Source organism: Plasticicumulans acidivorans, from assembly GCF_003182095.1.
Lineage (GTDB): Bacteria > Pseudomonadota > Gammaproteobacteria > Competibacterales > Competibacteraceae > Plasticicumulans > Plasticicumulans acidivorans.
Window position 1 is genome coordinate 189,104 of the sequence record NZ_QGTJ01000003.1, and the last position, 12,401, is coordinate 201,504.

Here is a 12,401-nt window from a genome sequence, read left to right on the forward strand (position 1 = left end):
CGAGCCGGCCGCCGCACGCCGCCGTCGCGACAGGCGCGATCGCTCAAGCGTTGACCAGCGTCATCATCGCCTGCGGATAACGCGCGCCGGCCGCGGCATCGCGCGGGAACACCGCCTCGATCGCAGCAAGCTCCGCCGTCGTCAGCTCGACATCGAGCGCGGCCAGATTGGCGCGCAGATTGGCCGGGCGGGTGGTGCCGAAGATCGGCACGATGTATTCGCCCTGCGCCAGCACCCAGGCCAGCGCCAGCTGCGCCGCCGTCACGCCCTTGTGTTCGGCCAGCGCGCGCACCTGCTCGACCAGCGCGAGGTTGCGTGCGAAGTTCTCGCCCTGGAAGCGCGGGCTGGTGCGGCGGTAGTCATCGGCGGCGAAGTCCTCCGGCGAGCGGATCGCGCCGGTCAGAAAACCACGGCCGAGCGGACTGTAGGGCACAAAGCCGACGCCGAGCCGGGCGCAGGCGGCCAGCACGCCGTCCTCCGGATCGCGGGTCCACAGCGAATACTCGCTCTGTACCGCGGTGATCGGGTGCACGGTGCAGGCCCGTTCGAGCGTCGCTGCCGAGACTTCGCTCAGGCCGAGATAGCGCACCTTGCCGGCGGCCACCAGCTCGGCGAGTGCGCCGACGGTTTCCTCGACCGGCACCTGCGGATCGATGCGGTGCTGATAGTAGAGATCGATGGTCTCCACCCCGAGGCGGCGCAGACTGCCGTCGACCGCCTGGCGCACATACTCCGGCCGACCGTTGATGCCGCGCGCGTGCGGGTCGGCCGGGTCACGGACCAGGCCGAACTTGGTGGCGAGGAACACCCGCTCGCGCTTGCCGCGCAGCCAGCGACCGAGCAGCGCTTCATTGCTGTGCGGACCGTAGGCATCGGCGGTATCGAACAGCGTCACACCGGCGTCGAGCGCCGCATCCAGCGTGGCAAGCGCGCTGGCTTCGTCGTGGCCGGCGTAGAAGTCGCTCATGCCCATGCAGCCGAGGCCGAGTGCCGAAACCTGCGGGCCGCTGGCGCCCAGTCTGCGCATCTTCATCGTCATCACCGTCACTCCCGAAGCGTGCGGCCGCCGGCACGGCGACCGTGGGAGCGCAGTATCAGTGCGCGACTTTCCGGCATAAACCGGCAATATTTGCCATCACCGTTCAAAAAAACGTGCCAATAGCGCAGCAAGCGGGATCGATATGGATCGACTTCAAGCGATGGAAGCCTTCGTCAAGGTCGTCGAGACCGGCGGCTTCAGCCATGCCGCCACGGCACTCGAACTGCCGCGGGCCAGCGTCTCCGCTGCCGTGCAGCAGCTGGAACGCCACCTCGGCGTGCGCCTGCTGCATCGCACGACCCGGCGCGTCGAACTCACCGTCGATGGCGCGGCGTATTTCGAGCGCTGCGTGCGCCTGCTCGCCGATTTCGAGGAAACCGACAGCCTGTTCGCGCAGGAAGGTACGGCGATCCGCGGCACGCTGAAGCTTGAGGTGCCGGGGCGATTGGCTCGGCGCGTGATCATCCCGGCGCTGCCGCAGTTCTTCGCCCGCCATCCGCAGATCCGCCTGCAGCTCGGCGCCAACGACCGCTACGTCGATCCGCTGCGTGACGGGCTCGACGGCGTGGTGCGCGGCGGCGAATGGCTCGACGAGCGCCTGGTCGCCCGCCGCCTCGGTGCGCTGCCGCAGGCCAACTGGGCGGCGCCGAGCTATCTGGCGCGCTTCAGCGAGCCGCGCAGCCTGGCCGATCTGGCGCAGCATTACGTCGTCGGTTATCGCGCCGCGCCCGGCGATGCCGCGCAGGACTGGATCTACGACGAGGACGGCATCGAGCGCAGTCTGCCGATGAACAGCCTGTTGACGGTCGACAACGCCGACGCCTACCTTGCCGCCGGACTTGCCGGCCTCGGCCTGGTGCAGATGCCGGTCTACGATCTGACCGCCGAGCGCGATGCCGGACGCCTGCGCAGCGTACTCGACGACTGGCGGCCGGCTCCGCTGCCGGTGACGCTGCAATACCCGCCGCAGCGCCACCTGTCGCGCCGGCTGCGCGCTTTCGCCGACTGGCTGGCGGAACTGTTCGCTGCCGATCCGCTGCTGCATGGAGAGTAAAGCAGCGGTAAGCGATATAGACGACACGTTAAGCAGTGATACATTACCGCCGTTCCACATCCGTCCATCGGGATCACTCATGGCTCGCACCACTGACACGCGTGCGCTGACCGAGCAGGCTTTCTGGGAGCTGCTGTCGGCGGCCCGCAAGCCCACGATCCAGGCTGTGCAGGAATGGCTGCTCGCGCGCGGCCTGACCCGCCGCAACAACAACACGATCGGTTCGGCCCTCGATAATTGCTGGGAACAGCTGGGCGCCCGCCTCAGCCGTGAACGCAGCGCACCGGAGTTCCCCGACGATGTCGTCGAGCTGGTGCTGACGCTGCGCAATCGCATGCTCGATGTCGCCGGCTCCGCCTTCGAAGAGGATCGCGAACGGTTGCTGCATGCAGTGGACGCCGCACGTAACGAAGCTCAGGAACATATGCACGACTGCGAACAGGCAAGTCAGGCCCTTCAGCTGCGCCTCAACGAGACGCAGACCGCGCTGGCCGCGGCCCTGGCCACACTCGAAGAACGCGATATGCACATCGCCGCCCTCGAAACTCAAATCGATCTGCGCCCGGCGCCGCTGCCATCGACCGACACCCCCGCCGACGATCAGTACTTCGAAGAGCTGCAGCAGCGGCTGAGCGTCGAGCAGACCCGCCATGCCGGGGAACTGAGCGCTGCCGAAGCGCGCTGCGAGGCGACACGCGCGGAACTGCAGCATGCGCGGGACGAAGTCGCCCGCCTGCGCGCTGCACTCGACAAGGTTGCGCCCTTCAGCGATGCCGACAGTGCAGCGGAAAGCCGCTATGCGCCGCTGCCGAACGACGTCAAGACCCTGCAGGGCCGCGTCATCCAGCGCGAACTCGAACTCGAACGCCTCAGCGAGGAATTCGCGCAGCTCGAAGACGCCTTCGACCAGCTCGCCGCGCAGCTCGCCGTGGCGCAGGCGCGGGCCAGCGACTTCGAATCGCGGCCGCGCTACGACGTCAGTTTCGTCAACGGCAATATCTTCGAGCCGGCCAGCCACGCCCAGCACCAGCGTAACGGCAACGTTGCCCGCACCAGCCAGCGCACGCGCCGCCCGCAGGGCGGTGAAGCCAATGGCAACGTCGCGGCACCGGGCAATAGCGGCGGCGGCGGCAACAAGCCGTCCAGACCGCCGCGCAACAAGAAAAAACCGCCACAGCAGGGCAATCGCGAGCGCAGCCAGATGGCCGGGCCGCAGGCTGAATCGGCCACGCCCGGTGACACGGGCGGCAATGGCAACAACAAGCGCCGGCGCCCCCCGCGCAAACCGCGCAATCAGCGCGGCGGCGCGAATGCCGGCGAGGCTCAGGCTCCGCGACCGCAGACGACACCCTCCGCAGGGGAATGAACGCCCGTCGATGAACGCCACAAACCCGCTCGGGACGAGTTCCCGGGCGGGGCGGTAAGCGATACAAACGACACGTAATCGTCCGCGCTAACGCGCGGCCGGCGGCACCGCGGACTAATGAGCGGCCGCGGCGTCCGCTGGTGCCGCTTCGCGCGCTCTTGGCGGTCTGGCCAGCGCCACGACGGCCACCAGCGCCAGGAACACCACGCCCGACAGCCAGAACAGGTCATCGGCGGCCAGCAGGTGCGCCTGCCCCGCGACCTGCCGTTCCAGCGCCGCGAAAGCCTGACCGCTATCGAGACCGGCCTGGGCATAGCGATCCAGCGTCTGCTGCGTGGCGGCGGAAAACGGCGTCAGATGTTCGACCAGCTGGGCGTGATGCAAGGCCGCGCGATCGTCCCATTGCGTGCTGAAGACCGATGCGCCCACGGCACCGGCCGTGATGCGGGCGAAGTTCGACAGGCCCGCGGCCGAGGCCATGCGCTCCGGCGGCAGCCCGGCGAGGATCAGCGAGGTCAGCGGCACGAAAAAGCACGATACCGCCAACCCCTGCACGAATTGCGGCATCGCCAGCGTCCAGGCATCGGCGCCGGTGGTGAAGTCGGCACGCATGAAAGCGACCACGGCGAACACCACGAAGGCGAAGCTGGCCAGATGCCGCGGATCGCTGCGCGGCAGGATGCGCGCGACCGCCGGTGTGAACAGCAGCGCCAGCGCACCGGTCGGCGCGGTGACCAGCCCGGCCCAGGTCGCGGTATAGCCCATGTACTGCTGCAGCCATAAGGGCATCAGCACGATGTTGCCGAAGAACAGCGCGTAAGCGCAGGCGATGGCGACCACGCCGACGCTGAAATTGCGGCTCGCGAACAGGGACAGATCCACGATCGGATGCCGCTGCGTCAGCTCCCAGACCAGGAACACCAGAAAACCGACACCCGCCACGACCGCCAGCGAGATGATCAGCGGCGAGGCAAACCAGTCGAGCTCCTGACCTTTATCCAGCATCAGCTGCAGTGAACCGACCCAGATCACCAGCAGGGCCAGACCGACCGTGTCGATCGGCAGCCGGCGCGTGGCGCTCTCGCGTCCGGCCAGCGCGCGGGCAGCAAACAGCGCTGCCAGCAGGCCGACGGGGACATTGATCCAGAAGATCCACGGCCAGCTCATGTTGTCGGTCAGCCAGCCGCCGAGGATCGGGCCAGCCACCGGCGCCACCAGTGTCGTCATCGACCACGCCGCCAGCGCCATCGGGGCCCGCTGACGTGGAAACGAAGCCAGCAGCAAGGCCTGCGACAGCGGGATCATCGGCCCGGCGACGAAGCCCTGTATGACCCGGAACAGGATCAGCGATTCCAGCGTCGGCGCAAAACCGCAGGCAAGCGAGGCCAGTACGAAGGCGACGACCGAGGCGACGAACAGCCGCAGTTGACCGAAGCGCTGCGTCGCCCAGCCGGTCAGCGGTACGGCGATGGCGTTGGCAACGGCAAACGAGGTGATGACCCAGGTGCCCTGCGACGGGCTGACGCCGAGATCACCCGCGATCGACGGCAGTGAGACGTTGGCGATCGTCGTGTCGAGCACGTTCATGAACGTCGCCGTCGACAGCGCGATCGTGGCAACGACCAGCCGGGCCCCCTGCAGCGGAGGCGGTGCCGTCATCGGCGCGGACGGAGCAGCAGCCATTTCAGCCCGCCTCAGCCACGCGAACCGCGCGGTGCCGTCGGCACCACCGCCACCGGCGCCAGGGCATCACGACCATCATTGGCGGCGATGATGGCGTGGATGCGCTCACGGATACCGACCAGGGCCTGCGCATCGCCGGGCGCCTGCAGCGCAGGCTCGTCACGCTGCCCCACACTGGCCAGTTGTGCGCCGCTCTGATCGCTGACATCGACATCGACCTGCATCGACAGGCCCACGCGCAGCGGATGCTCGGCCAGCTGCTGCGGATCGAGCGAAACGCGCACCGGCACACGCTGCACGACCTTGATCCAGTTACCGCTGGCATTCTGCGCCGGCAGCAGGGCGAACGCGCCGCCGGTACCGGCACCGAGGCCGACCACACGGCCGTGATATTCCACCTTGCTGCCCCAGAGATCGGCGCTCAGCGTCACCGGCTGACCGATGCGCAGACGATCGAGCTGACTTTCCTTGAAGTTGGCGTCGACCCACAGGTGTGCCAGCGGAATGACGGCCAGCAGCGGTGTGCCTGCTTCGACATGCACGCCGACCTGCACCGTGCGCTTGGCGATCTGACCGTCGACCGGCGCAACGATGGAGGTACGGGCCAGCGCCAGCGCCGCCGCCTCGACACTGGCGGCAGCACGCTTCACATCCGGATGGGAATCGACGCTCGTGCCTTCGATCAGCACGCTGGTCGCCGCCAGCTGCTGATTGACGTTGGCCAGCTGCGCCTCGGCGGCACGGACGGCACTGCGTGCATGTTCGACCTCCTCCGCTGACACCGCGCCATTGCCGGCGAGTTTCTGCCGACGGGCAAGATCCTCACGTGCCTTGCTCAGATCCGCCTCCCGCGTCTGCACGCTGGCCTGCAGCGCATCGCGTGTTGCGAACAGCTGGCGGACATTGCGGACGGCACGCGCCAGTTCGGCCTCGGCGGCATCGAGCGCGACCCGGGCGTCAGCCGGATCGAGATCAACCAGCGTATCGCCGGCGCGCACCATTTCGGTGTCGTCGGCGCGCACGCTCAGCACGGAGCCACTGATGCGCGGGCTGACGGTGACGACATCGCCCGCGACATACGCATCGTCGGTGCCCTCGAAATGACGGGCGCTGGTCCACCACCAGCCACCGGCCCCCGCCGCCGCCAGCGCGACGGCCACGGCCAGGCCCAGCAGCAGGGGACGGCGGCGGGATGGATGAATCGGTGTTTCAGCAGCGGATGGCTTGTTCATCGTTGTTCTCCTGACTTTGGCGGCCTGTTTGCGGGGTGCGCCTGGCGGCAGGCGGCTCACGCCGCAGCTCGATGCACCAAACTGCATGGCTCGCACATATAGCTGATAAGTCTGTTACTGCCTATCAATTTTCTGCCTAAGCAGTTTAATGGACGTAATAAAGGCGCTCTTGAGCAGCTTTCAATTGTCTGCATTGGCGATGATGCGACGCAGATAGTCTTTGAGATCAGCCAGCTCATCGGTCGAAAAGCCGCGCAGATGCTTGTTCAAGACCTTGACGGCAATGGCCGGCAGCAAATCACAGAGGGCATGCCCTTCCGGCGTGATGCTCAGCCGCACGACGCGACGGTCATCACAGCAGCGCACACGACGCACCAGCCCCTTGGCTTCCAGACGGTCGAGCATGCGCGTCATCGCGCCGGTATCGGTGCCGATACTGCGGCAGAGTTCGCCTGCCGTATCCCCTTTACCGTTGGCGAGATGGAGTAGCGTCGCCCACTGCGCACCGGTGATGCCATGTGGCGCCATCTCGGCATCGACCATTGCGGTCAGCCGACTTTTAGCCTGGCCCAGCAGGTAGCCGACACTGTCATCAAGCGTGTAATTAGCCACGGTATACAGCTCGCCGCTCTGCCGATCTTGCCTGGTATCGTGATCCATACGGGATTTCGCGTGCATGGGCAGAAATTATCTGCCCATGCAGATATTGTCAAGTCAGATCTGCTGCTACGCAACACACAGCCACGATGCAACGCCGAAACGGCCACGCACCAGACACCTCACCCGCGCACCGGTGGCGTCAGACATCTTCGTCGCCGGACCATAGCCATCCTGCAACTGTATCGCACAGACCTTCGATGCGGCCGCTGCATAACGGCGGCGGTTCAGGCGGCTGCGACGCGCTCGCAGAGATACGCCTCACAGCCCTTCAGCGTCGACAGTTTCGGGTAATCAAAATCGAAGATCGTGACTTTCAGCTCCTTTTCCAAGCCCATCATCAGGCGCAGAAAGTCGATTGAATCGATTTCAAATTGGTCATGGAAGCTGACATTCGGGTCGATGTCAGCGGCGCTGGATTCGGGAGCAATCTCTCCGAGCAAGCGCAGGATGGTTTCACGGACTTGTTCAGCGGACATGGTGGTGTACCTCAGCGGTATTTTAGTAAGTGGTCGTAAGGGGCGTTCCTTGTCTTGTGCTGGGCATTATATGCCATACAGGCATTTTTGCTGCATTGCAGTATAAAATATTCAACATGATGATTGCGCAATCATCCATTCAAAAACAAAGTATTACATACAGCAAAATTGGTCTGTCCAATCTTTTTGATACAACTTTGTAAATGCCTGTCACGCACCATCGGACGACTCCAGCGTGGAAAGATCACCTTCCGGCAGGCCGAGTTCGCGGGCACGCAGCAGGCGCCGCATGATTTTGCCGCTACGGTTGCGCGGCAGGTTGGCGACGAACTCCAGTTCGCGTGGCGCGACGGCGGGCCCCAGACGCAGACGCGCATGCCCGATCAGCGTCTTGCGCAGGGCATCGTCCCCCGCATAACCGGGCTTGAGCGCCACGAATGCCTTGATGGTTTCTCCTGCGAAGGGATCGGGCTTGCCGATGACACCCGCCTCGGCCACTGCCGGATGTTCCATCAGTACGCTTTCGACTTCGAACGGACCGATCAGATGCCCCGAAGTCTTGATGACATCGTCACTGCGACCGACGAACCAGTAGTAACCGTCGGCATCCCGACTGACGAGATCACCGGACAGATACCAGCCATCGACGAAACAGGCGGCGTAGCGTTCCGGCTCATGCAGATAGGTGCGAAACATCGACGGCCAGCCGGCGCGCAGGGCCAGCTCTCCTTCTTCACCGACCCCGAGAAACTCCAGCCCGCCTTCGCGACGCCGGCGTACGACCGCGGCTTCGATCCCCGGGAGAGGGCAACCCATCGAGCCCGGGCGTACCGGCTGGCAACCGTAATTGGCGACCATGATCGCGCCGGTCTCGGTCTGCCACCAGGTATCGTGAAACGGCTTGCCGAAGGTGTTGTTCCCCCAGATCACGCCTTCCGGATTCAGCGGCTCGCCGACGCTCGCCATCAGACGTAGGGCGGAGAGGTCACGACCGGCGATCGCCGTGGCACCGATTTTCATCAGCATGCGAATCGCCGTCGGCGCGGTGTACCAGACATTGACGCGTTGCTCTTCGAGGATCTGATACCAGCGTGCGGCATCGAATTCGGCCTCATCGACGACCATCGTCACGCCATTGACCAGTGGCGCGATCAGGCCGTAGGAAATGCCGGTCACCCAACCGGGATCGGCCGTACACCAGTAGACGTCGCCCGCACGCAGATCCAGTACCGCGCGCCCGCTGTAAGCATGAGCCACCACGGCCTCATGCACATGCAGTGCACCTTTGGGCGCTCCGGTAGTGCCACTGGTGAAATGCAGCAATGCCGGGGCGTCCGGCGCGGTCGCAGCGGTCGGAAAATCAGGCTCGCCCTGTTCCAGCAAGGCTTCGAGGTGATAAGTCCCTTCGACGTCATCACCGACCGTCAGCACATGCTCAAGGCGCGGCAGCTGCGGCAGCAGTGCAGCAACCTTGCGCGTGTACAACTGCGGTGTGGTGACGAGCAAGCGCGCACCGCTTTTTTCCAGGCGGGTCTGGATGGGTTCGGGACCGAACGCGGAAAACAGCGGACAGAACACCACCCCCGCCTTGAGTGCGCCCAGCGCCGCGATGTACAAGGCCGGCACCCGGCCGGCGAGTACGGCAATACAATCACCCTGCCGGATGCCTAGACGTTCGAGCACGCAGGCGAAACGGGCAATGTCGGCGGACAAACGGGCGTAGCTGTAATCGATGCGTTCACCGCTTTTGCCGAGCCAGCGTATTGCCACCCGCTCGCCATGCCCCTGCGCCACATGACGATCAACCGCTTCATGGGCGATGTTGAGCCCGCCGCCCGGCAGCCCGGCGAGCGTCGCCCGTGCCTGCGGCCAGTCGAAATGCACCCGCGCCGACGCATAGTCGGGCAGATTCCATGGCGTGCTGGCATGCTTGTCGATGATGGTCTGCGTCATCCGAAACTCCGAAACGGTGGCAGGTAGCGAAAAATGATAGGCGCCGCAAACTCGAAGATGCTGCCGGGCGAGCACAAGAGACACGTTGACGCCTGTCAACAGGTCTGGCGAGACGCTCGACTACACTTTTAAAGATATGTGCGTCATTTCCCCCGTCGCACAGCCCTTTCCAAATTCACGGACGTAACAGCCCATGACCATCCGCAATCTCGACTTCCTGTTCAAGCCGCGATCGGTCGCGATTATCGGCAAGGGCGGCAAGGACGACGCACCTGACGCCCACCTGGTATCGAACCTGATGCGCCAGGGATTCAACGGCCCCATCATGCCGCTCAACCCGGACCGCACCGCGCTGCGCGGGATCCTTTGTTACAAGGATCTCGCCAGCCTGCCGATAGCTCCGGACCTTGCCGTGATCACCACCCCCATGGCCGGTGCCCCGGCGCTGATCAGCGGCCTCGGTGAACTCGGCACGCGGGCAGTACTGTTGCTCAACGAGGAATTGCTGAAGAGCTTCGAGGACGGCGGCACGGCGATGCGCCAGGCGCTGCTCGACGCGGCCAAGCCGAACCTGATCCGCATTGCCGGTCCTGATTCATTTGGATTGGCCGCACCGCGCGCCGGTCTCAACGTCACCCTCGGGCACACGCCAATCCTGCCCGGCAGCCTTGCCCTGCTGTCGCAGTCGTGCGCCATCACCCGGGCGGTACTGGACTGGGCGGCAGGCCACCATATCGGCTTTTCGCATGTGCTGTCGGTCGGTGCGAAAATCGATGTCGACTTCGGCGACATGCTCGACTACCTCGCCCGCGACGGACACGTGAAGTCGATCCTGCTGTACCTCGAATCGATTCACGATGCGCGCAAGTTCATGTCGGCAGCGCGCGCCGCGGCCCGCGTCAAGCCGGTCATCGTGCTGCGGCCGAGCAAGTACCGCAACAATCCGGCCGAAGATGCGGTGTACGACTCGGCGTTCCGCCGCGCCGGTATCCTGCGCGTCAGCTCGATCGAGCAGCTGTTCAACTCGGTCGAGGCGCTCGGCACCGCCAAGCCCGTCTACAACAACCGTTTGGCGGTGGTCGGCAACAGCCGCGCCATCAGCCTGCTCGCTACGGAAACCCTGGACTCCGGTGGCGGCCAGCTGGCTCAGTTCAATGAAGATGCTCAGGCCGCACTGGCCAAGATCCTGCCGCGCGGCACCCGCATCGAAAACCCGCTCGACCTCGGCGACGCCGCCAACGGCGAGCGCTATGTCGGCGTGCTCGACGTGCTGCTCGAAGCCACCGGCGTCGACTGCGTGCTGATGCTGCATTCCCCCATCTCACCGGAAGCCGACCTCGCCGCCGCACGCGCCGTCGCTACGCGGGCAGCCAAAGCCCGGCGCCTGGTCATCACCAGCTGGCTCGGCGCGGATTCCGCGCATACGGCCCGCGATGTGTTCAAGAAAGCTCAGGTCGCGACTTACGATCATCCCGGCGATGCCGTCGCCGCGTTCATCCGCATCGCTCAGCACCGTCGCAATCTCGACCTGCTGATGGAAACGCCGCCGTCGATACCGGAATCCTTCACGGCTGACACCAAGCGCGCGCAGGCGATCCTGACCCGGGCGCTGGCTGAAGGGCGCTCGCGCCTGAGCCTGTATGAGGCCATGCAGGTACTCGATGCCTACTGCATTCCCACAGTGGACACGCGCGCGGCCGCAACACCCGACGAAGCCGCAGCGCTGTATGCGGTGTTCGGCGGTATGGTCACACTGAAGATCCTTTCACCTGACATCGACAGCAAATCCGAGGTCGGTGGCGTTGCCATGTGGCTGGATTCAGCCGCAGCCGTACAGACAGAAGCCCAGGCGATGATCGCCCGCGTGCGCGAGATCGAGCCCGATGCCCGCATCGAAGGCTTTGTCGTGCAACCGATGCTGGCGCGTGCAGGCGCCTACGAGCTGGCGCTGGGCATGCGCACCGGTGACACCTTCGGTCCGCTGATCCGTTTCGGCCATGGCGGTACCGAGGCCGACTCCATCAATGACAAGGCTTGGGCGCTGCCACCGCTGAACATGGCACTGGCTCAAGAGCTGATGTCACGCACCCGCATCGCCGGCATGCTCAAGTCCAGCCGTGCCCGTGCCGCCGACACCGATGCCGTGGCACTCACGCTGATCAAGATTTCGCAGATGGCCGTCGAACTCGGTGAGCTGTGGGACCTGGACATCAACCCGCTGCGCGTATCCGGCAAGGGGGTGATCGCCCTCGACGCGACGATCCGTGTCGCACCCTACCACGGCAAACGCGCGCGCGACCGGCTGGCGATCCGCCCGTATCCGAGCGAGCTGCAGCAGGACTTCTCGCTGCCCGATGGCCGCGGCCTGCGTCTGCGCCCGATCGTGCCGGAAGACGAGCCGCCGCTGCAGAATCTGGTCAAGCGCATGCCGCCGGAGGAGCTTCGCCTGCGCTTCTTCCAGCCGATCCGCGAGCTCTCGCATGCCATGGCTGCGCGGCTGACACAGCTCGACTACTACCGCGAAATGGCGCTGGTCGTCTCCGGCCGTGAAACACCAGGAAAAGCCGACATCTACGGTGTCGTGCGCATCACCTGCGATCCGGACATGGATCGCGCCGAATACGCGATCCTTGTCGATCACGGTATGACCGGCATGGGCCTCGGCCCGATGCTGATGCGCCGCATCATCGACTACGCCCGCCTGCGCGGCATCACCGAAATCTATGGTGAAGTGCTGTGGGAAAATGAAGGCATGCTCAAGCTCTGTCGCGCGCTCGGTTTTACCGTCAAAGCCAGCGCTGACGATCCGGGCATCATGCACGTGAGCTTTAAGCCGTAGGCACCCTGCCTGTGCCGGTGAGCAACCGGCCCGATGGCAAAGCATCGGGCCGGTTGCCGCGGCGGCGGGTGTAAGCCTCAAAGCGCGCCGGCCATATGT

Annotated in this window: 9 protein-coding genes; 3 read left to right on the forward strand and 6 right to left on the reverse strand. The window is 65.2% G+C overall.

The window, feature by feature from the left end:
- Positions 1-43: 43 nt before the first annotated feature.
- A complete protein-coding gene (locus C7443_RS06275) occupies positions 44-1,033 on the reverse strand; it encodes an aldo/keto reductase (RefSeq protein WP_110018027.1) in 990 nt (329 codons plus the stop codon).
- Positions 1,034-1,181: 148 nt separating this feature from the next.
- Here C7443_RS06275 and C7443_RS06280 point away from each other — a divergent pair, with 148 nt between their 5' ends.
- Both C7443_RS06280 and C7443_RS06285 read left to right on the forward strand, forming a co-directional pair.
- Positions 1,182-2,093, forward strand: coding sequence for a LysR family transcriptional regulator (locus tag C7443_RS06280; RefSeq protein WP_110017746.1), 912 nt, complete (start codon positions 1,182-1,184; stop codon positions 2,091-2,093).
- A 79-nt stretch (positions 2,094-2,172) separates the two neighbouring features.
- A complete protein-coding gene (locus C7443_RS06285; protein WP_170123513.1) occupies positions 2,173-3,459 on the forward strand; it encodes a DNA-binding protein in 1,287 nt (428 codons plus the stop codon).
- Positions 3,460-3,573: 114 nt separating this feature from the next.
- Here the strand turns inward: C7443_RS06285 and C7443_RS06290 are convergent, their stop codons facing one another.
- The 5 genes from C7443_RS06290 to acsA form a co-directional block, all read right to left on the reverse strand.
- Positions 3,574-5,142 carry a DHA2 family efflux MFS transporter permease subunit gene (locus C7443_RS06290; RefSeq protein WP_110017748.1) on the reverse strand — a complete coding sequence of 523 codons (1,569 nt, stop codon included), beginning with the start codon at positions 5,140-5,142 and terminating at the stop codon, positions 3,574-3,576.
- An 11-nt stretch (positions 5,143-5,153) separates the two neighbouring features.
- On the reverse strand, positions 5,154-6,374 hold the full coding sequence (locus C7443_RS06295) for an HlyD/EmrA/EmrK family protein (RefSeq protein ID WP_110017749.1): 1,221 nt from the start codon (positions 6,372-6,374) through the stop codon (positions 5,154-5,156).
- Between the two features lie 180 nt (positions 6,375-6,554).
- On the reverse strand, positions 6,555-7,034 hold the full coding sequence (locus C7443_RS06300) for a MarR family winged helix-turn-helix transcriptional regulator (RefSeq protein WP_110017750.1): 480 nt from the start codon (positions 7,032-7,034) through the stop codon (positions 6,555-6,557).
- 224 nt (positions 7,035-7,258) lie between these two features.
- Entirely contained in the window at positions 7,259-7,510 is a 252-nt protein-coding gene (locus C7443_RS06305; RefSeq protein WP_110017751.1) for an acyl carrier protein, read from the reverse strand.
- Between the two features lie 210 nt (positions 7,511-7,720).
- Positions 7,721-9,463 (reverse strand): acetate--CoA ligase, encoded by a 1,743-nt coding sequence (gene acsA / locus C7443_RS06310; protein WP_110017752.1) that lies wholly within the window; start codon positions 9,461-9,463, stop codon positions 7,721-7,723.
- A 193-nt stretch (positions 9,464-9,656) separates the two neighbouring features.
- Between acsA and C7443_RS06315 the strand changes: the two genes are divergently transcribed.
- Entirely contained in the window at positions 9,657-12,302 is a 2,646-nt protein-coding gene (locus C7443_RS06315) for a bifunctional acetate--CoA ligase family protein/GNAT family N-acetyltransferase (protein WP_110017753.1), read from the forward strand.
- Positions 12,303-12,401 lie beyond the last annotated feature (99 nt).

What these genes read in the sequence shown, in the direction of transcription:
- C7443_RS06275 (WP_110018027.1), bottom strand. Translation starts at nt 1,033, where the DNA reads ATGAAGATGCGCAGACTGGGCGCCAGCGGCCCGCAGGTTTCGGCACTC.
- C7443_RS06280 (WP_110017746.1), top strand. Translation starts at nt 1,182, where the DNA reads ATGGATCGACTTCAAGCGATGGAAGCCTTCGTCAAGGTCGTCGAGACC.
- C7443_RS06285 (WP_170123513.1), top strand. Translation starts at nt 2,173, where the DNA reads ATGGCTCGCACCACTGACACGCGTGCGCTGACCGAGCAGGCTTTCTGG.
- C7443_RS06290 (WP_110017748.1), bottom strand. Translation starts at nt 5,142, where the DNA reads ATGGCTGCTGCTCCGTCCGCGCCGATGACGGCACCGCCTCCGCTGCAG.
- C7443_RS06295 (WP_110017749.1), bottom strand. Translation starts at nt 6,374, where the DNA reads ATGAACAAGCCATCCGCTGCTGAAACACCGATTCATCCATCCCGCCGC.
- C7443_RS06300 (WP_110017750.1), bottom strand. Translation starts at nt 7,034, where the DNA reads ATGGATCACGATACCAGGCAAGATCGGCAGAGCGGCGAGCTGTATACC.
- C7443_RS06305 (WP_110017751.1), bottom strand. Translation starts at nt 7,510, where the DNA reads ATGTCCGCTGAACAAGTCCGTGAAACCATCCTGCGCTTGCTCGGAGAG.
- acsA (WP_110017752.1), bottom strand. Translation starts at nt 9,463, where the DNA reads ATGACGCAGACCATCATCGACAAGCATGCCAGCACGCCATGGAATCTG.
- C7443_RS06315 (WP_110017753.1), top strand. Translation starts at nt 9,657, where the DNA reads ATGACCATCCGCAATCTCGACTTCCTGTTCAAGCCGCGATCGGTCGCG.